Origin of the sequence: Corynebacterium sp. HMSC29G08 (assembly GCF_001806875.1) — a bacterium.
Classification (GTDB): Bacteria; Actinomycetota; Actinomycetes; order Mycobacteriales; family Mycobacteriaceae; genus Corynebacterium.
This window is the reverse complement of the sequence record NZ_KV786272.1, coordinates 26,869-45,213: the sequence shown is the minus strand read 5'-3', so window position 1 is coordinate 45,213 and position 18,345 is coordinate 26,869. Positions and strand designations below refer to the sequence as shown.

Sequence of the window (18,345 nt, the reverse complement as noted above, 5' to 3'; positions counted from 1 at the left end):
CCGCTAGCGCACCGCGTCTATATCAAGCGTGTGCGTATCAAACTGCGCGATCACCGGAGCGTGGTCGGACGCGCCCTTGCCGGAGCGTTCCTCCACGTCAACCCAGGCGCGCTCCAGGCCGCGCGCCAAAGGAGCGGTGGCCAGCAGGAAGTCGATCAGCATGCCTTGGTTGCGCTGGAAGCGTGCGGATTTGTAGTCCCAGAAGCTGTACGGCTCCTCATGTCGGATCTGCGTCAGACCGGCTTCCAGCAGCCTTTGGAACGCGGCGCGCTCCGGTTCGGTCACGTGCGTACGGCCTTCAAAAAACGACACGTCCCACACGTTTTCATCACGCGGCGCAATGTTGAAATCACCGCAGAGCACCTGATGGGATGAGGGCTGAACCACGTCCGCGAGGCGCCAGAGGAACTCCAGCTTGTAGTCGTAATGCGGGTCGCCGATTTCGCGGCCGTTGGGCACGTACAGGCTCCACACGTCTACCCCGCCGCAGACAGCACCCACGGCGCGGGCTTCGCGCACAGGCTCGCCGGTTTTGGCAAACGCCGGCTGGCGCTCGAACTCGTGGCGTACGTTTTCCAGGCCGACTCGGGACGCAATCGCCACCCCATTCCACTGGTTGTAACCAACATGGGCGACGTCGTAGCCCAAGGCGTTGAAAACTGAGTAGGGGAATTTGTCGTCCGCGCATTTGGTTTCCTGCATGCACAACACGTCGATGTCACCGCGTGTGAGGAATGCGCCGATGCGCTCAGCGCGGGTTCGCACTGAGTTGACGTTCCACGTGGCAATTCGCATGCAGTAAGACTAGCCCAGCCGTGCGTAGCGGTGGCGGTGGTGTTCCACAAACCCCAGTTTGGTGTACAGTGCGATCCCCGCCACGTTCGACGCCCTAACCTGCAGGTATGCGGCGTCAGCCCGGCTTTTGGCCCACGCGAGCACACTTTGGCCCAGCACAGTGCCTTTTGCTTGTCGACGCCACCGCCCACCCACCTCAACCGCCGAAAACCCCAGCCAACGCCGCTCGTCCTCGGAGGCAGTAATCGTGGCGCGCGTGACCGCGATGGTTTCGCCGCCTTCTACCAGGCTGGCAAAACCGATCTCCCCATCAATGCGCTGTGCTAGGTCCAGCACCGCTTCAGCGGGGAGGTCTTGGCCACGGTAATGGTAGAGCGACAGCCAGTCTTCATCCGGCTGCTCTGTAACGCGCACGCGCGGGTCCATCTCGTATTCAATATCGTCGAGTTCACGCGTCATGACAACGATCTCTTCGCCCAACTGCCATGCGTCCGGGTGCTGTTCGATCAGTCGCAGTGCGGGTTTGCCAATGCGCTCCGGAATCAGAAGCTGCACCGGCATGCCACGCTCTTGATAGAACCTTGTGATCTCGTCTAAGGGCACCGCCTGGAATCCCGCGGCGTGGCCAATTGGCGTGGCGGAGTTGGAGCGCTCAGCGATCTCGGCACCGGCGCGCGCCAACCAGCCTTGGATGAGCACCTGCTCCTGTCCCGGAAACGCCTTGGCGGTGGCGGTTTCCACCGCGCGGATGTCCGAATTGCGCACCGTGCGCGGCGAGAGCTTCTTAATAATGTGCAGGTGCGTAATCTCCACAAGCTCTTCGCCGCGACGAATTACCAGGGGATCAGTGCTGTGGACAAATCCGATGACGTCACTGTCCAGGTCACCGCGACGCTGGCGCACCACAACCCGGTCCCCAACGGTGACCGGGTCCGAACGAAAAACGCGCGACATTAGCTCTGTGCTTACTTGTTTCCGTGACGGGTCAGGAACACGCCACCAACAACCAGCAGCGCACCCAGTGCGATTAGGCCCAGCATCGGGGTGCCGGTCTCTGCCAGATCGTCGCTGCGGGTCGTGCTGGTGGTACTCGTCGGCGTGGAGGTGCGGGTGGTCGAGCTCGTGCTGGAGCTAGAGCTTGTGCTGGAGCGCGTCGTGGTTGCCTCCGTCGTCCTGTTCTCTAACACCGTTGCCGTACCGGACGTGGTTGCGGAAGTGGTGGTGGACGTAGACGTACCCGTGGTCGTCGAGGTGGTGGTATTTGTCGTTGTGGTGTCTGTAGCGGTGCCCGTGGTGGTCTCGCTGGTGGTGGTGTCGCTGGTGGTGGTCTCGTCCTCCAAGGTCACCACACGCTGACGCAGCGTCGGCTCCGCTGCCGTGGCCACCGCGGTGGTTACTTCCGCCTCTTCCTCCGCAACGTTTGCTTCGGTGAGGATGGTGGGGAGAGGGTGCGTTGAAGCGTCGTCAAGCGAGAGCTCCTTGTACAGCTTTCGCAACAACACGCGCTCTTCCAGCAGCTCAGCCTCGCTGTCGGCCAGCTCCTGGGGAAGCTCGCCGGCTTCATCGCGCTTGGCGTCAAGCTCATCCATGCGTTCCGTGACATCCTCAAGCCACGCCTCAAGCGCCTCGCGCAGTGCAGCCTCGGTCTTCGGGGTCTGCTTCTTTGCGTACGCCTCGCTGGCCTTGATGGCGGCCTCGATCAGCTCCTCGCGGGTCAGCTCGGGCGCCTCCGAGCTCTCGGTGAGAACCACCGGGGCGGGCGAAGACGTCATGGTAGCGCTCGCGGCGGGTGCCGAAAGCGCAAGAGCAGCGGCAGCAGCGATCAATGCGGAAGCTGTACGCATAAGCGAGTCCTTAAAGTGAAAATGGACATTCAGCGCTTAAGCATAACCCTTCACACGCACAGGCAGGAAGTGCTAGTGGCCAAACGGGTCCTCATCGGTGCCCGGCAGCCAGGTGTTGCCGGGCTCAGTCCAGCCGTTGTCACGAATCGCGCGCTTTGCTTCCTTCTTGTAACGGCCAGTCAGTACGTCGGTGTACACGTAACCGTCCAGATGGCCGACCTCGTGCTGCAGGCAGCGGGCGAAAAAGCCGGTTCCTTCTACCTCGACCTCGTTGCCGTTCTCGTCCAAGCCGGTGACCTTTGCCCAGTCGGCGCGGCCGGTCGGCCAGCCCTCGCCAGGAACGGAGAGGCAGCCCTCGTCGTCCTCGCCGGTGTCGCTCGGCATGGTCTTCGGGATCTCGCTGGTCTCCAGCACCGGGTTGATCACCGTGCCGCGACGCATCACGTCACCATCCGGACAGTGGTACACAAACAAACGCAGCGGCACGCCGATCTGGTTGGCGGCCAGGCCGACGCCATTCGCGGCGTCCATAGTTTCGTGCATGTCAGCAATGAGCTCCTGCAGCTCCTCCACCGGCTGCGTCACTTCCTTCGTAGGGGTGTGCAGGACGGGGTCGCCGTAGATCACGATTGGTCGAATAGTCATGCGGTATATATTAGGCATGCTCGCCGACGATGACCTTGCCCTGCTGGACTTCGAAGCGCGCGCCCCACGTTCACTCGGCGCAAAAGAGGAAGCCATCCGCCGCGAACTTGGCATTAGCCCTGTGCGATACTTCCAGCGTCTTAACGGTTTGCTGGACTCGCCCGATGCGCTCGCCGCCCGGCCCCAGTTGGTGCGCAGACTGCAGAGGCTTCGCGACGGCGCGCCTTAAACCCTCAACCTTCACTCAAGGGTAGTGTGACGCGCGTGACTACGAACAACCCGGGAAACGGCCCTAGCGACAACAACCGCGACGAGTTTGTTGGCGACACCGAATACATTGCAGACACCGAGTACACCGACTACCCCGGCCACGAGCCGGACCAGGTAGCGGGCACTGCTGCTTCGGCGGGTGCCGAGGAATATACCGGCGCTCACCGCCACGAGGATTACGACGACGCTGCATACGACGCTGCATACATTGACGCCTACGACGACGAGGACGACGAGGACGACAACCTCGCCGCAGGTGCTGCTCGTGGAGCGGGTGGTCGTCGTCGTGCTGCAGCTGGCGCGGGTGCTGCGGGTGCCAGTGTTCCGAAGCGTGGCCTGGCCATGATCCTGATTGCCGTTGCCGCGTTGCTGCTGCTCTGGGGTATTTACGCCCTGACTCAGAAGAGCGGCGATGCCAACACCGGCGCTGCAACCACCGAGACCACGGCAGCTGACTCGCCAGATGGCACCAACTCGGCGCTGCCTCCGACTCCGGAGACCGTTCCGACGAATGCGAACCCGGCCGACCCGAACGCCGAGGGCCAGGAAAACGACCCGGCAGACCCGAGCGCTCCGGTCGACCCGAACGCTCCGGAACCGGCCCCGGCTCCCAACGATGGCGGCCCCGCCATCACAGCCCAGAACGCCCAGGTATTCGTCTACAACAACTCCATCGTCAGCGGCTGGGCAGCCGAGACGATGGCCAAGCTGGACGGCAATTTCCAGGTGGTGAATACTGATGAGCTCAACGATCCGACGAAGAATGCGAACATGCCGGAGGGGCAATACGGCACCTTCGAAGGCGTGCAGGTCTTCTACCCGGAGAGCACCGAGGGTGCGCGCCAGGTTGCTGAGGAGATTGCCCGCCAGCTTGGTGGCGTCGCCGTAGCAAAGACCGATAGTGTCCGGTTGCCGCCGAACACGAATGCTCGCGACGCAATCGTTGTGGTGCTCGCGGAAAACCACTAATCGCCTAACGCTTGGGCGTATTCCTGGATTACTTCCTCGATTTTGGGAGACAAATTCAGGACTTGAGGCGCCGCCCGAGGCCCGTCTGGCGGTTCCTCTGACAAATATGACATCGCTAATCCGTTCGAAATGCCGTGACCTGGGCGTTTACTGAGCGACCCCAGGCACGATGTCGAATTTGTCAGTCAAGGCCATCGCGTGGAAGCGCACCGAAACCCCCAAGCGCCGAATGTAATGGCGGGATTTCGGCGCCCACCGCATAGACTTGCTGTACATGGATCCTTACCGCGATTTTGCCCGCTCGGAGTCCAATACTCTCGGCGTGGAGTGGGAGATCTGCGTCATTGACCCGCAGACCCGCGACCTAGTGCCACGGGCTGCCGATGTGATTGACGCGGTGCACGCGGCACACCCAGGGGCTCACTTGGAGCGCGAGTTTCTGCAGAACACTGTTGAGTTGGTCACCCCGGTGTGCACGAATACGGGTGAGGCGATTGAGGCGTTGCGTCGTGATCTCAACGTGGTGCGGGGCGAAGCCGAACGCCAGGGGCTGAAGTTGTGGGCGGGTGGCGGCCACCCGTTTACGGACTTCCGTGAGCAGCAGCTCAGCGCGAAGGAAACCTACGCGGAGATCATTAACCGCACCCAGTATTGGGGTAAGCAGATGTTGCTGTGGGGCGTGCACTGCCACGTGGGTATTAGCCATGAGGACAAGGTGTGGCCGATTATCAACGCTGTGATGACGAAGTACCCGCACTTGCTGGCTATTTCGGCATCCAGTCCGGCGTGGGAGGGGTTGGATACGGGGTACGCTTCAAACCGCACCATGTTGTACCAGCAGCTGCCCACCGCTGGCATGCCGTACCAGTTCCACACGTGGGCGGACTGGGTTGGGTTCATGCAGGATCAGAAGATTTCCGGCGTGATTAGTCACACGGGCTCGATGCATTTCGACGTCCGCCCCGCCGCAAAGTGGGGCACCATCGAGGTCCGTATTTCGGACGCCACGAGTAACCTGCGCGAACTCGCTGGCGTCGTGGCGCTGACGCACTGCCTGGTGGTGCACTACGACCGGATGTTGGAGACGGGCGAGGCGTTGCCAACGTTGCAGCCGTGGCATGTGGCGGAGAACAAGTGGCGCGGTGCGAGGTATGGGTTGGACGCGGAGATCATTACCAGCCGCGCCACTGATGAGGCGTGGGTCAAAGATGACCTGGCTGCGCTGGTGGAGGAGCTCACCCCGATCGCCGGCGAGCTTGGGTGCGTTGAGGAGCTTGAGCTGGTCCACGAGATCATCGACCGGGGCGCAGGATATGAGCGTCAGCGCAAGCTCTATCAGGCCACCGGTGATTGGCGCCACGTTGTGGACGCCACCTGTGAAGAGCTCGTGCGCTGGAGTTAACCCAGGCTGGAGCTAACTCTTCGGCTTGTCGGCCTTCTTCGGCGTGCCCGTCTCCACACGCCCCGGGTGGTAGGCCGCGGGTGCGTTGTTGACCGTCAGGTCCTTCTCGGTGCCGTAGAGGCCCTCGAGTCTGGAGATGCGGCCGAGGCGTTGGCCGGTGACCGGGTTGGTCATTAGGGCGAAGAGGACGAGCAGGATCATCATGCCGACGTCGCCACGCTGATGGATCCCGAAGTCCTGCGAACCGACGAGGCGGATGATCGTGCCCACCATCATCAGCAGCAGGCCGGTGGTCTGGGGTTTGGTGATGGCGTGCACGCGGGCCAGTGTGGAGCGGAAGCGCACCACACCGACTGCGGCTGAGAACACCATGAACGCGCCGGGCAGGATGAATATCAGCGACACTACGTCTGTAATCAGTTGCCAGTTGATCATTAGTGCGCACCGTCCCTCTTGCGGAATCGCGCCACGGATAGGGATGCGATGAATCCGAGCAGCGCAATCACGATCATGACGTTGACTACGGTGGTGTCTAGCGTCCAGCAGATGTAGAGCGCCAGCACGCACTGTAGGGATGCGGTGATGCCGTCGTTGGCCAGCATGCGGTCCATGGAGTTCGGGCCGACGACGATGCGCCAGAACACGATGAAAAAGCCCATCGCTAGCAGCACGGCCGCAATGGCTAGGAAGATGTTGTACAGCGTGGGGTCCATGTCAGTGCGTTACCTTTCGTGCCCGCGGGGCTTCGTTTACGGAGCGTTTGAGGCTGCGTGGTGGGTTTTCGAAGATGTCGATCATCTGCCGCTCTAGGGTGGCTACGTTTTGGATTTCGCGTTCGAGGGCTTGGGGCGTGCTGGCGTCCAGAAGGTGCACGGTCCAGAGGCGTTTTGCCACGTTGATGTCGGTGACGGTGCCGCCGGGCTGGAGGTTGTAGGCGCACGTTGCTAAGTAAAGTACCAGCTCAGATGATACGCGCATGGGTACCTGCACGATCGCACCCTTCGGGGTGGGGGCGGGTCGCAGCGCCAGCCAGGCCACGCGTGCAGACGCCACGATCAAGTCCCACAGCCACCTCAACACGAACCTGATGAGGCGATCCCAACGGATAGTGGTGTGTTGGCGCGGCACTGGCGGCAGCGGCAGCACCAGCACAACGGCTAGGCCTAACAGCACCCCGGCGATGAGGTTGCCCCATGTCAGGTCGCCCATGAGGAGGATCCACATGAACGTCAGCCAGAGGACGAACGGCCAGCGCAGCCGGTTATTTAAACGTTGCAGCGGGGAAGCCATCAGCGTTCACCTCCGGTGGTGGGTCGGTTGGTTTGGGAGTCCGACGAAGAGTTGTCCAGCGTGGGCACCAAAAACAACTCGGGGCGCCGCGTCGGGTTCTCCGGGTCGGGGTGGAGGACGGCGTCGCGGTAGATGGACTGGTCCTGTGCGGATTGGGCGGCGCGGTCCGTCACGTCAGAGATTGGGCCGGCCAGCACCGTGATGGACAAGGACGCTGCCACCAGCAGCGCTGTCGATGCCATCATGCCAACGGGCACGCGGCCCGGGTCTTCGCGCTCTGCCATGGTGGTGGTGCTGTAGCGGTACGCCAGGTTGGACGGGCGTGCCAGGGCCACTTCGCCTTCGGGGGCATCTGCGCGGTCGCGCAGGAACGCCTTCGACCACACCAGGATCATGGCATACAAGGTGAGCAGGGAGGTAACCACCGCACCGGCGATAAGGACCCACGCAAGCCAGGTGCCTTGCTGGGCACCGGCTTGGATAAGCATGACTTTGCCCAGGTAGCCGGACAGAGGTGGAATGCCGCCCAGGTTCAGCGCCGGGATGAAGTACAAGATGGCCACCAGCGGTGAGGTGTAGATCAAAGAGCCGAGGCGGCGCAGCTGTGCGGAACCCGCCTGGCGCTCAATCAGGCCCACCACGAGGAACAGGGACGTTTGCACCAGAATGTGGTGAATGGCGTAGAAGATCGCGCCGGAAAGCCCCTGCACAGAGGTCAGTGCGATGCCGAAGATCATGTAGCCAATGTGGCTGACCAGGGTAAATGACAGCAGACGTTTGATGTCGTTTTGCGCCAGCGCACCCATGATGCCCACGATCATGGTTAAAAGCGCCACCCACATCAAAAGGGTGTCTAGTGAGCCGTCGCTAAAGACCACCGAGCGCATACGGATAATTGCGTACACGCCAACCTTGGTCAAAAGGCCCGCGAACACCGCGGTTACCAGCGACGCCGCCGTGGGGTAGGAGTCCGGCAGCCACGCATCCAGCGGGAACACCGCCGCTTTAATACCAAACGCCACGAGCAACGTGGCAAAAATCGCGGCGCGGGTGCCGGTGGGGATGTCCTCCATGCGGATACCCACCTGCGCCATGTTCACTGTGCCCACGGACGCGTAGATCAGCGCCAGGGCAAACAGGAACACCATGGAGGAAGCCACGGACACCATCACGTAACCAATGCCCGCGCGCACACGCCCGGGCGAAGCGCCCAGTGTCAGCAGCACGTACGAGGCAACCAGGAACACCTCGAAGCCCACGTACAGGTTGAACAGGTCACCCGCCAGAAATGACAGGTTCACGCCCATGGACAACAGCATGTAGACGGGGAGGAATACGGCGACTGGGTCGTCCTCGTCGCCGTCGCGAAGACCCTGCGAAATGCCGTACCACATCACCGCAAACAGCACGATGGAGGAGACGAACAGCATCACGGTGCTCAAGCGATCCGCAACCAGCGTGATGCCAATCGGTGCGTCCCAGCCGCCCATTTGTACGGTGTGGATGCCGTGAACGTCCACAGTAATGATCATGGTTGCGGCGATGACTGCCAGCGCAAACAGGGTGCCAAGGGCAATGGTGCGCTGCAGCTGCAGTGGCCGCACCACGAAAATCAGCGCCGCAGCCACGGCTGGCAGCAGGATCGGCATGGCCGTGAGATAGGGCATCATGCTTAACGACGCCTCCGCGAACGCCATCAAACTACCTGTCACCGTCCACCTCCTTTACCGGGCTTTCGAAGGTGCGTGGACCGAAGGCGTCGCCACTAGCAGACAGGCGTCCGGTCTCCGGGTCTTCGGACAGATCGTGGTCCGGGGCAGCCGAGGGCGTGGTGGGGCGGGTGGCAATTGCATGGTCTTCCTCATCGCGCTCAATCACGTCGTCCGTGCGGTAGCGGTACTGGCGATACATCAGCGACAGCATGAACCCAGCCAGCGCCATGGAGATCACAATCGCAGTCAGGATCATTGCCTGCGCTAGGGGGTCTGCCATGCCGTCGGCAGTTTCAGAGGTACGCCCAAGAATGGGAGGCGCGCCGGCTTTACCGCCGGCTTGCAGGAGCAGCAGGTTCGCGCCGTTACCAAGCAACAGCACGCCGAGGATCATGCGGGTCAGCGCACGATCCAGCATCATGTACACGCCGCAGGCGATCAGCACACCGGAGCCGATGAGCAGGAACAGGTTGGCTTCCATCTACTTGGTCTCCTTTCGTGTGGTGGTAGTAATCCGACTCAGTCTCCTGCGACGTTTTTCGTTCTTCTGCTGCAGCTCGCGTGCGCGGTCACGGGCGCGGTCCTTACGGGCCTCATCCTCACGGTCAAGGTGCGCACCCATGGACGGCAGCACGTGCATGATCAGGCCGATCACAATCAGGTAGACGCCGGCGTCAAACACCAGTGCCGACGGCACAGCGACCAGACCAATCAGCGGCAGCTCGAACTCTGCAAAGGAGCTCATCAGCGGCGGGTGGCCGAACAGCATTGGCACCGTAAAGGCTACGGAGGACAGGAGGATGCCGGTGCCGAGGATGCGTGCTGCGTCGATAGGCAAAGCGTCCTCGATTTCCCTGTAACCGCCGGCAAGGTAGCGAAGCGTAAACGCGAGTGCTGCAACGAGGCCGCCGGCGAAACCGCCGCCGGGGGCGTTGTGGCCCGAGAAGAAGAAGTACAGGGAGAGCAGCATCATGGACGGGAACAGCAGCCGCGTGACCACGTCCACCATGATTTGGCGGTTGAGCTCAGTCTCACTTGGCACGCCGGAGGACAGCCACCGCGGGCGGGTGGTGGACAGCGTTGGGCGGTGGGATGTACGGCCGAAGTTACCGGTGCCAAAGATCAGGCTGGCGATGCCGGTTGCGGCGATCACCAGCACGATGATCTCGCCGAAGGTATCGGCGGCACGCAGGTCCACCAGCAGCACGTTGACCACGTTGCGGCCGTGGCCGATCTCGTAGGCCAGATCCGGCATGTGTACGGAGATTGGCTCCGCCACGCGCGCCGAGATCGCCGTCATGGCAACCACAACAACGGAAACACCCGTGCCGATGGATAGCCAGGCGCGCAGACGGTTGTCGTCGTGACGCTGTTCCACATCCGTCGGCATCTTGCGAAGCACCAGCATGAACAGCACCATGACAATGGTTTCCACCAGCGTTTGTGTCAGTGCCAGATCTGGTGCGCCGTGCAGGGCGAAGATCAGCGCCAGGCAGTAGCCGGTGAGGCTGACCATGATTACGGCCGAGAGGCGGTTGCGCTGCACGGTGGCGAACACGGCGGCGCCGACCATGAGCACAACCACAATGGCCTGCCATACGTTGTCCCACACCACCATCTGGATGCTGTTGCTTGCGCCAAGGATCAGTGCGGCCAAAGGCACGGCCATCACCACGGCGAAGATTACCGCCAGGTTGATGGTCAAGGAACCACGCTGCGTGGACGCCGTCAAGCGCAGCGACCAGCGGCGAAGCGTGGCCAGGATGTTGTCCCAGAGCGCGTCGGCGTTGCCAAGCGCGGGGCGCTCCGATTGCGCCTTTTTCAGTAGGTCGCGCTGCCAGAACAAGACGGAACCAGCTGCGATGATCACCGCGGTCAGGATCAGTGGCACGTTAATGCCGTGCCACAGCGCAAGCTGCGCAGAATCGACGCCGGGGAAGCTCACGTCCAGGTACTCGTTGATAAGCCGGGAAAGTCTGCGCGGCACCATGCCGAAGAAGATGGTGAACATGGTGAGCACCAGCGGCGAAAGCCACATGGTGGGGCCGATTGCGTGCATCTGCAGTACAGCCTCGGACGGGGTGCGGTCGTGCTCACGCTTGGTGGCAAACGCGCCCCACAGGAAGTAGAGGGTGTAGGCCATGGTCAGCACCGAGCCAACCACCAGCACCACCAGCATGATCTTGCCAGGCATACCAACTAGCAGCTGCTCATGCAGTACGGTCTCCAGCGCGGCTTCCTTGGACACAAAGCCGAACAGCGGCGGAATGCCCGCCATGGACGCGCCGGAAACAATAGCGATTGCAGCCAGCAGCGGGTGGCTGCGGCCCAACCCGGAAAGCTTGTTCAGATCCCTCGTGCCAGTTGCGTGGTCAATCGCGCCGACCACCATAAACAGCGCCGCCTTAAACAGGGAGTGCGCAAAGGTCAGCGCCAGGCCAGCCATGGTTGCCTCGCGGGAACCAATACCGATCACCGCGGTGATAAAGCCCAGCTGGGAGACCGTGCCGTACGCCAGCACCAGCTTCAGGTCGCGCTGCTTGAGCGCCATCCAGCCACCCAGCAGCATGGTGAAGCAGCCGGTGGTAATCACTACAAGGTGCCAAGTGGTCACCGCCGACATATCTGGGGCCAACCGTGCCACCAGGTAAATGCCGGCTTTCACCATCGCCGCGGAGTGCAGGTAGGCAGACACCGGGGTAGGCGCAGCCATCGCGCCGGGCAGCCAGAAGTGCCATGGTGCCTGGGCGGACTTGGTCAGCGCGCCCAGCATGATCAGGACAATTGCGGCGGAAATGCCGGTGGTGTTTTCAATGTCCGCAATCTGCGAGATGCCGGACAGCTGCCAAATGCCGGTCTGGTGCCCGAGCAGGTTGATGCCCACCAGCATTGCCAGCCCACCAAAGGTGGTTACCATCAGCGCTTGCAGGGCCGCTCTGCGTGACGACGCCTTCTCGCCGTAATACGACACCAACAAATACGACAGAATCGACGTCAACTCCCAGAACACGTACATGAGCAGGAAGTTGTCCGCGATAACCAGGCCGTACATGACGGTGGCGAACATGGTCAGCTGCGACGCAAACGCCGCCAACCGAATCGGGTTGGAGTCGAAGTAGCCCCAACAATAAAACAGCACCAGCGCGCCAACACCCAGGATGATCAGGCTGAACAGGCCCGCTAGGGCGTCGAGCCGAAACTCCAGGTTCATGTGGACAGACGGCATCCATGCGTAGCTGGCGACGAGCTCTCCGCCGGAGGCGAACACGCCGCCGTGGAAAAGGGACACTATCCACACAAATCCCGCGGCGGGGACGAGTGCGATCAGTGCGAATGCCCACCTGCCCAGCGCCCGCAGCAGAAGTGGTGCGGCCGCTGTGGCGGCGAATAGGGCGATGAGCAGTATGAGCACGCGGCGTAAACCTACTTACTAGTCTTAGTTGCCTTCTGGGCTGCTTTCTGGGCGGCCGTAACGGGTGAGGAACGTGGCCTCTGCAATGGCAATGTGTTCAATTTCTGTGGGGTCTACCGATTCGTCCACGCCGTGGATGCCGCACAGTGGCTCCTCCACGCCGTACACAATGACCTCGGCGTTGGGGAAGGTTTCCTGCAGTGTGATGGTCAGCGGGATCGAACCACCAGCACCAACAACGGCGAGGTTTTCGCTGCCGTAGGCGTCCTTCAGACACTGGCCGAGCAGTGCGAGCGCCTCGCCCTCCGGGTCGGCCGCGAACGGCTTGCTCACGCCCGAGACAGCCACCTCAACCTTTGCGCCCCACGGGGTGTGGTTAATGATGTGCTGCTTCAGCTTTTCCGACACCTCAGCCGCGTCCATGCCGGCCGGGACACGCAGGTTCAGCTGTGCCTCTGCGCGCGGGTTGACCGCGTTGACTGCCTCCGCAACCGGGGTCGAGGTAAAGCCGATCATGGTTAGCGCCGGGCGCGACCACACCATGTCCGCCGGCTGGTCTTCCGCGCTGCCGAGCAGCTGCACGCCGTCGAGCACACCAGCGTCCGAGCGGAAGTCCTCGCGCGAGTACTCGTCGCCCTCCCACTTGGCGGTCGCGTCCACACCGTCGATAGTCGTGCGGCCATGCTCATCAAACAGGGAGTCCACAATGCGCACCAGTGCGTGAGCTGCGTCCGGGGCGGCACCGCCGAAGGAGCCGGAGTGGATCGCGCCGTTGAGCGTCTCCACACTCACGTGCACCTGGGCGCCGCCGCGTAGCGACGTCGTCACCGTCGGCACCCCAACAGCCACATTGCCGGAATCGGCGATGAGGATCACGTCAGCGTCGAAAAGCGAAGGCTCCTGCTCAATCAACTTGACCAGGCCGTCCAGGCCGCCGAGCTCTTCCGAACCCTCGACGACAACCTTGAGGCCGAGGTCCGTGCCGTCGGCGGCCTCCAACATGCGCAGTGCCTCAAGGTGCATGGCCAGGTTGCCCTTGCAATCGGCGGCACCGCGACCATACCAACGGCCGTTGCGCTCAGTCAGTGTGAACGGATCGCTGGTCCACGCCTCCGGATTATTCGCCGGAACCACGTCATAGTGGGAATACAGCAGCACCGTCGGCGCGTCGCCCACCGGCGCCTTATAACCAATGACCGTGTCCGCGTCATCCACCGTCGGGTGGCGGGTGACCTCCAAGCCCAGCTGCTCAAGAGCTTGGACAGTCCAGGCACACGCCGCCTCATGTTGGTCGGCCAGCTCGGGGGTGGAGTGCGGGGAGTTGAAGGAGACTAAAGCGGAAAGGTCGGCGAAAATCCGCTCGCGGTTCGGGGCTGGAATGCACGTTTCTGACATGGTTACGAAAGTACCTGTTTGAAATCTGTTTTACCTATCGGTTGCTTATATTGTTAACGTCAACGGTTTTGGTGGTTTTTGTGCGGGCTGGCTTTCGCTTGCTGCTTGGCCGCCTGCGCGTTTGCCGAACCGGCAAAGGGCCCGTCATCATATTTGTCAGTGCTTGCCCCATTTGCAACCTCTTTTGTAGGGGGTCGGGTTTAATAGGGGATCAGGAAAACAAGAGCGCGAGCGGTGGGGTTCGCGTGTAACGCGCGTTTGGAGTTGAAGTGGCAGACCTACTGTTTCGCCTCGGATCGATCGGTCCAGTGCCGTCGGCCGAGATTCGTCTCGCCGGAATGACGGTCATCACCGGCGGGAACAACACGGGCAAGACTTACCTCGCTCACTCCATCTTTGGGGTTCTAGATTCGGTACGTCACCGATACACTGCGTCCGGGTTCTATAGACGGGATCGGATTGCGATTGAAAACGCTGAGCTGATCAGTCAGCAGCTTGACTCTGAAGGTGTGGCTCGACTGGAACTTGCTCCGTTAGAACCGGCTCTGCAAGAGTTGGTGTCTCATATTTCGAAGGGTGTTGCGAGCAGGCTTGGTTCACGCTTTGCGGCAGATCCAACGTTGTTTTCCCAGGCAGAAATTCAAGCCCGGGTGTCCAACCTGGACTACAGCGTGTTGCAGGGTTTTAGTCGCGCCGTCCGCATCGGCAGATCAGACGCGGCTATTGAAATCAGATATGACGCCGAGACGCAGTCCCTAATCTTTGAGACGCTCGCAGGGTACGCCGACACTGCGCCCGAACGCGTCCAGTTTTGGGTACGTGCCGCCGCCACTGAGGCGATGTTGCGGGCGGCCGTTCCGGGCGTGTTTATTTCTAGTGCGGAACGGACAGGCGCGGTGATCTTCCAGCGGGAGCTGGATTACACCGCGGCACAATTGCTTGATGCTCTATATGAATCCGAAAACCCAGCGGAGCGGGAAGCGGTGGTTCGAAACCATGACTTCGCGCGCCCAGCAGCTGTCGATGCGAACATTGATTTCATTCGACGCATACCTGATATGCGGCGGGAACCCAGCCCGATTGTGAAGGCGAACCCAGCGATCCAAATTTTGATCGAAGGTATGGCAGGCGGTAGATACAAGGCGACAGGGCAGCAGCTGACTTTTGATACCGGCCAAGTGTCGTTGCCATTGATTGCAAGCTCAAGCGCCATCCGGTCGTTGGTGGATCTCAATTTCTACATTCTGTACCGGGCTAAACCGGGGGACTTCCTCATCATTGATGAGCCGGAGCTGATCCTGCACCCCGCCAACCAGCGAAAGCTTGCGCGCCTACTCGCGCTTGTGCATAACCAGGGCGTCAAGGTGTTGATTACTACCCATTCGGATTACATCGTCCGAGAACTTAGCGCGCTTGTTTCGCTGTCATCTGTGGCGGTGCCCGCGCCGGATGAGGTGGAGGAGGTGCTTCGTGAGCAAGGGATTACCCGCTCCATGGCGCTGGATCCGCAGAAGGTGAAGGTGTATAGCACCTCCGCTACCGGCGTCCACGATGTTCCCGTTAGCGATGAGGGTATCGAGGCGACCTCGTTTGATGACGTGATTGATGATCAGAATCGTCTTGTAGACATGGTTGGATGGGCTGAGTAGTTATGCGGGGAATTGGGGGGTTGGTGCTTCAGATACTTGAGCCCAAGATTGTGGCTGTGCCAGATTCCAACGGGCACCTCACCCTGGAAGAGGACGGCTATGAGGTGGTGTTGGGCAACGTGCCCGGCGGCGTTATTGCCTTCAAAGCAGACGCGTTGGATAACCAGGGCCTTGTCAGGCAGGAGGGCTCAGCGGGGGTGCGCTACGGGGCTCGCGCTGACTATGTACTGCTGGACTTTTACTATCGACGCATCACCGTCGTCGAACTGAAATCACGCCAATTCAAGCCGCAGGACGTGGTGCAGCAGCTCAAGGGCGCGACGGCTGTGACCAGTTATTTAGCCGGGTTGGCGGATGCCTTTCACGGCGAGGTCTTTGGGTTTGGGGATTTTGACTGGCGTTATGTTGTGTTTGCGAAGGGTGGGGGGCGTAAGGAGACGTCGAGAAGCAACCAAAGCCCCGAGACTGCTTTGTATAGGTATAGGAAACAAGGAGCGGTCGTTCCCTATTCGCGGTTGGCGTCGTGACCCGCCGACCTTGCACTCGCTATGTCAGAGTGCTAAAAATGGGACCTAGCACTCGCGCATGGCAAGTGCTAACAAAGTGCTAACAAAAAGTTTGAGCAGATGGGCTGGAAAGACAGCCATGCCGTCGCGGGCGCCTGCTTGAAACGACGAATGATGAACTGAGGCATCAAACCCACATGGCAAAGATGATTGCATTCGACGAGGAAGCACGCCGCAGCCTCGAAAACGGCCTGAACACCCTGGCTGACGCCGTCAAGGTCACCCTTGGCCCGAAGGGTCGTAACGTTGTCCTGGAGAAGTCCTGGGGCGCGCCGACCATTACTAATGACGGTGTGACCATCGCACGCGAGATCGATCTCGAGGATCCGTACGAGAAGATCGGCGCTGAGCTGGTCAAGGAAGTAGCCAAGAAGACCGATGACGTGGCTGGTGACGGCACCACCACCGCAACCGTGCTGGCACAGGCACTGGTGCGTGAGGGGCTGCGCAACGTTGCGGCTGGCTCCAACCCGATGGGCATCAAGCGCGGCATCCAGGCCGCATCCGAGAAGGTTTGCGCATCCCTGCTCGCCTCCGCAAAGGAAGTAGAGACCCAGGAGGAGATCGCCTCCACCGCCGGTATTTCCGCATCCGACCCGGAGATTGGCAAGAAGATCGCTGAGGCAATGTACGCCGTAGGCAACGGCTCCGTAAACAAGGAGTCCGTCATCACCGTTGAGGAGTCCAACACCTTCGGCGTTGACCTCGAAGTTACCGAGGGCATGCGCTTTGACAAGGGCTTCATCTCCGCATACTTCGCCACCGACATGGAGCGTGGCGAGGCCGTGCTGGAGGACCCGTACATCCTGCTGGTGTCCGGCAAGATCTCCAACGTTAAGGAGCTTGTGCCGGTGCTGGAGCAGGTCATGCAGTCCGGCAAACCGCTGCTGATCATTGCTGAGGACGTTGAGGGCGAAGCCCTGTCCACCCTGGTTGTGAACAAGATCCGCGGCACCTTCAAGTCTGTTGCGGTCAAGGCCCCGGGCTTCGGCGACCGCCGTAAGGCAATGCTGCAGGACCTGGCAATCCTGACCGGCGGCCAGGTCATCTCCGAGGAGGTCGGCCTGTCCCTGGAGACCGCTGGTATTGAGCTGCTCGGCCAGGCACGCAAGGTTGTGGTGACCAAGGACGAGACCACCATTGTCCAGGGCGCTGGCGACCAGGACCAGATCGAGGGCCGCGTGAAGCAGATCCGCGCCGAGATCGAAAACTCCGACTCCGACTACGACCGTGAGAAGCTGCAGGAGCGCCTGGCCAAGCTGGCCGGCGGTGTTGCGGTGATCAAGGTTGGCGCTGCTACCGAGGTTGAGCTCAAGGAGCAGAAGCTGCGCATTGAGGACGCTGTGCGCAACGCTAAGGCCGCCGTTGAGGAAGGCATTGTTGCCGGCGGTGGCGTGGCCCTGCTGCAGGCTTCCAAGGAGCTTGAAGATGACCTGGGTTTGGAGGGCGACGAGGCTACCGGCGTGAAGATCGTCCGCGAGGCGCTGTCCGCTCCGCTGAAGCAGATCGCTCTCAACGCTGGCCTGGAGCCGGGCGTTGTTGCGGACAAGGTTGCAAACCTGCCGGAGGGCGAAGGCCTGAACGCTGCGACTGGCGATTACGTCAACATGCTGGCCAACGGCATCGCCGACCCGGCGAAGGTGACCCGCTCTGCGCTGCAGAACGCTGCGTCCATCGCCGCTCTGTTCCTGACCACCGAGGCGGTTGTGGCTGACAAGCCGGAGCCGGCCGGTGCTGCTGCAGGCATGGACCCGGAGTCCATGGGCATGATGTAAACGCCCGCCTGTTTGACGCTTGAAGCCCGCCTTGTGCGGGCTTTTTGCTTTGCTTGGGGCTTCGTTGCTTGCCGACGCTCCCCGGGACGCTTCGGCACCCATTTCGGCGCACATTCGGCGCACATGTCGCTGTTTGTAGCTGGTTACACCCGGCTATCAACGCGAAAACCGGTTGGTAGCCGAGTGTGGGTAGCTACAAACTCTGTGGCGGGGCTTTGGGTGCCCGGTGGGTGTCGGGTTGGTGTTGTGTGGGTGTCGGGTTGCGCGATCCTGGGTGCTCAGTTCGGCGCTCGCGAGTACAGCGCCTCAGGCCACTACCCCCTAATTGGTGTAAACCATTCAGGTGGTGAAAATTATTCGGGTTTCTATACATCGGTAGACAATTAAAAATAGTTACGTGCTGCGCAAAACTCTTAAATACGAGTTCACTTAAAGGGTTCTGTCCGCGCAGGTAAATAGCATTTTTTAGGTGGAGTTAATGTTGGGTAAACGGGCATTGTCTGGCAGGTGTCTGTGTGCCGTTCAGATTATTTCAACGAATCCTCTTGACGGTCACGAACCTTGTGGCAAGATGAATCCGTGACGCCCACTGGGTGTCAGTACATGTCAAGATTTGCCAGA

The 18,345-nt window shown here is 61.2% G+C and carries 17 protein-coding genes; 6 read left to right on the top strand and 11 right to left on the bottom strand.

The annotated features are described in order from the left end of the window. Positions 1-3 precede the first annotated feature (3 nt). The 4 genes from HMPREF3101_RS10145 to HMPREF3101_RS10130 all read right to left on the bottom strand — a co-directional run bounded on the left by HMPREF3101_RS10145 (position 4) and on the right by HMPREF3101_RS10130 (position 3,284). Positions 4-795: an exodeoxyribonuclease III gene (locus HMPREF3101_RS10145; RefSeq protein ID WP_070465183.1), complete on the bottom strand. Its 792-nt coding sequence runs from the start codon at positions 793-795 to the stop codon at positions 4-6. Between the two features lie 9 nt (positions 796-804). Continuing rightward, positions 805-1,749, bottom strand: coding sequence for an N-acetylglutamate synthase, CG3035 family (locus HMPREF3101_RS10140; protein WP_070465177.1), 945 nt, complete (start codon positions 1,747-1,749; stop codon positions 805-807). An 11-nt stretch (positions 1,750-1,760) separates the two neighbouring features. After that, positions 1,761-2,639, bottom strand: a complete 879-nt coding sequence (locus tag HMPREF3101_RS10135) for a hypothetical protein (protein ID WP_070465174.1) — start codon at positions 2,637-2,639, stop codon at positions 1,761-1,763. 72 nt (positions 2,640-2,711) lie between these two features. After that, complete coding sequence (locus HMPREF3101_RS10130; protein WP_070465171.1) at positions 2,712-3,284, bottom strand: peptide deformylase; 573 nt, start codon at positions 3,282-3,284, stop codon at positions 2,712-2,714. On the opposite strand from HMPREF3101_RS10130, the gene HMPREF3101_RS10125 reads away from it, so the two are divergent. From HMPREF3101_RS10125 to HMPREF3101_RS10115, 3 genes are all read left to right on the top strand, one after another. Next, a complete protein-coding gene (locus HMPREF3101_RS10125) occupies positions 3,283-3,513 on the top strand; it encodes a DUF3263 domain-containing protein (RefSeq protein ID WP_052206074.1) in 231 nt (76 codons plus the stop codon). The two genes, HMPREF3101_RS10130 and HMPREF3101_RS10125, sit on opposite strands and share 2 nt — an antisense overlap. A gap of 35 nt (positions 3,514-3,548) precedes the next feature. Next, positions 3,549-4,523 carry a LytR C-terminal domain-containing protein gene (locus HMPREF3101_RS10120; RefSeq protein WP_141737438.1) on the top strand — a complete coding sequence of 325 codons (975 nt, stop codon included), beginning with the start codon at positions 3,549-3,551 and terminating at the stop codon, positions 4,521-4,523. Between the two features lie 274 nt (positions 4,524-4,797). Further along, complete coding sequence (locus HMPREF3101_RS10115; protein ID WP_070465165.1) at positions 4,798-5,925, top strand: glutamate--cysteine ligase; 1,128 nt, start codon at positions 4,798-4,800, stop codon at positions 5,923-5,925. Between the two features lie 12 nt (positions 5,926-5,937). Here the strand turns inward: HMPREF3101_RS10115 and HMPREF3101_RS10110 are convergent, their stop codons facing one another. The 7 genes from HMPREF3101_RS10110 to HMPREF3101_RS10080 are packed head-to-tail and all read right to left on the bottom strand — an operon-like array spanning position 5,938 to position 13,734. Continuing rightward, a complete protein-coding gene (locus HMPREF3101_RS10110; protein WP_168160190.1) occupies positions 5,938-6,357 on the bottom strand; it encodes a monovalent cation/H(+) antiporter subunit G in 420 nt (139 codons plus the stop codon). 2 nt (positions 6,358-6,359) lie between these two features. Then, positions 6,360-6,638 carry a monovalent cation/H+ antiporter complex subunit F gene (locus tag HMPREF3101_RS10105; protein ID WP_070465159.1) on the bottom strand — a complete coding sequence of 93 codons (279 nt, stop codon included), beginning with the start codon at positions 6,636-6,638 and terminating at the stop codon, positions 6,360-6,362. A gap of 1 nt (position 6,639) precedes the next feature. Then, on the bottom strand, positions 6,640-7,215 hold the full coding sequence (locus HMPREF3101_RS10100) for a Na+/H+ antiporter subunit E (protein ID WP_070465157.1): 576 nt from the start codon (positions 7,213-7,215) through the stop codon (positions 6,640-6,642). Next, positions 7,215-8,885 (bottom strand): Na+/H+ antiporter subunit D, encoded by a 1,671-nt coding sequence (locus HMPREF3101_RS10095; protein ID WP_083280214.1) that lies wholly within the window; start codon positions 8,883-8,885, stop codon positions 7,215-7,217. The genes HMPREF3101_RS10100 and HMPREF3101_RS10095 overlap by 1 nt, the downstream gene beginning before the upstream one ends. Before the next feature lie 31 nt (positions 8,886-8,916). Continuing rightward, entirely contained in the window at positions 8,917-9,408 is a 492-nt protein-coding gene (locus tag HMPREF3101_RS10090) for a Na(+)/H(+) antiporter subunit C (protein WP_070465154.1), read from the bottom strand. After that, a complete protein-coding gene (locus tag HMPREF3101_RS10085) occupies positions 9,409-12,339 on the bottom strand; it encodes a Na+/H+ antiporter subunit A (protein WP_070465149.1) in 2,931 nt (976 codons plus the stop codon). It lies immediately after the preceding gene. Positions 12,340-12,363: 24 nt separating this feature from the next. Beyond that, positions 12,364-13,734, bottom strand: coding sequence for a dipeptidase (locus tag HMPREF3101_RS10080; protein WP_070465146.1), 1,371 nt, complete (start codon positions 13,732-13,734; stop codon positions 12,364-12,366). A 269-nt stretch (positions 13,735-14,003) separates the two neighbouring features. Here HMPREF3101_RS10080 and HMPREF3101_RS10075 point away from each other — a divergent pair, with 269 nt between their 5' ends. From HMPREF3101_RS10075 to groL, 3 genes are all read left to right on the top strand, one after another. Continuing rightward, positions 14,004-15,383: an AAA family ATPase gene (locus tag HMPREF3101_RS10075; protein ID WP_070465144.1), complete on the top strand. Its 1,380-nt coding sequence runs from the start codon at positions 14,004-14,006 to the stop codon at positions 15,381-15,383. 56 nt (positions 15,384-15,439) lie between these two features. Further along, on the top strand, positions 15,440-15,910 hold the full coding sequence (locus HMPREF3101_RS10070; RefSeq protein WP_141737437.1) for a hypothetical protein: 471 nt from the start codon (positions 15,440-15,442) through the stop codon (positions 15,908-15,910). A gap of 176 nt (positions 15,911-16,086) precedes the next feature. Continuing rightward, complete coding sequence (gene groL, locus HMPREF3101_RS10065; RefSeq protein WP_070465138.1) at positions 16,087-17,724, top strand: chaperonin GroEL; 1,638 nt, start codon at positions 16,087-16,089, stop codon at positions 17,722-17,724. The last annotated feature ends 621 nt before the right edge of the window (positions 17,725-18,345 follow it).

Excerpts from the sequence above, each read along its gene's own strand:
- HMPREF3101_RS10145 (WP_070465183.1), bottom strand. The coding sequence starts at position 795 with ATGCGAATTGCCACGTGGAACGTCAACTCAGTGCGAACCCGCGCTGAG.
- HMPREF3101_RS10140 (WP_070465177.1), bottom strand. The coding sequence starts at position 1,749 with ATGTCGCGCGTTTTTCGTTCGGACCCGGTCACCGTTGGGGACCGGGTT.
- HMPREF3101_RS10135 (WP_070465174.1), bottom strand. The coding sequence starts at position 2,639 with ATGCGTACAGCTTCCGCATTGATCGCTGCTGCCGCTGCTCTTGCGCTT.
- HMPREF3101_RS10125 (WP_052206074.1), top strand. The coding sequence starts at position 3,283 with ATGCGGTATATATTAGGCATGCTCGCCGACGATGACCTTGCCCTGCTG.
- HMPREF3101_RS10130 (WP_070465171.1), bottom strand. The coding sequence starts at position 3,284 with ATGACTATTCGACCAATCGTGATCTACGGCGACCCCGTCCTGCACACC.
- HMPREF3101_RS10115 (WP_070465165.1), top strand. The coding sequence starts at position 4,798 with ATGGATCCTTACCGCGATTTTGCCCGCTCGGAGTCCAATACTCTCGGC.
- HMPREF3101_RS10105 (WP_070465159.1), bottom strand. The coding sequence starts at position 6,638 with ATGGACCCCACGCTGTACAACATCTTCCTAGCCATTGCGGCCGTGCTG.
- HMPREF3101_RS10100 (WP_070465157.1), bottom strand. The coding sequence starts at position 7,215 with ATGGCTTCCCCGCTGCAACGTTTAAATAACCGGCTGCGCTGGCCGTTC.
- HMPREF3101_RS10095 (WP_083280214.1), bottom strand. The coding sequence starts at position 8,885 with ATGATGCCCTATCTCACGGCCATGCCGATCCTGCTGCCAGCCGTGGCT.
- HMPREF3101_RS10090 (WP_070465154.1), bottom strand. The coding sequence starts at position 9,408 with ATGGAAGCCAACCTGTTCCTGCTCATCGGCTCCGGTGTGCTGATCGCC.
- HMPREF3101_RS10080 (WP_070465146.1), bottom strand. The coding sequence starts at position 13,734 with ATGTCAGAAACGTGCATTCCAGCCCCGAACCGCGAGCGGATTTTCGCC.
- groL (WP_070465138.1), top strand. The coding sequence starts at position 16,087 with ATGGCAAAGATGATTGCATTCGACGAGGAAGCACGCCGCAGCCTCGAA.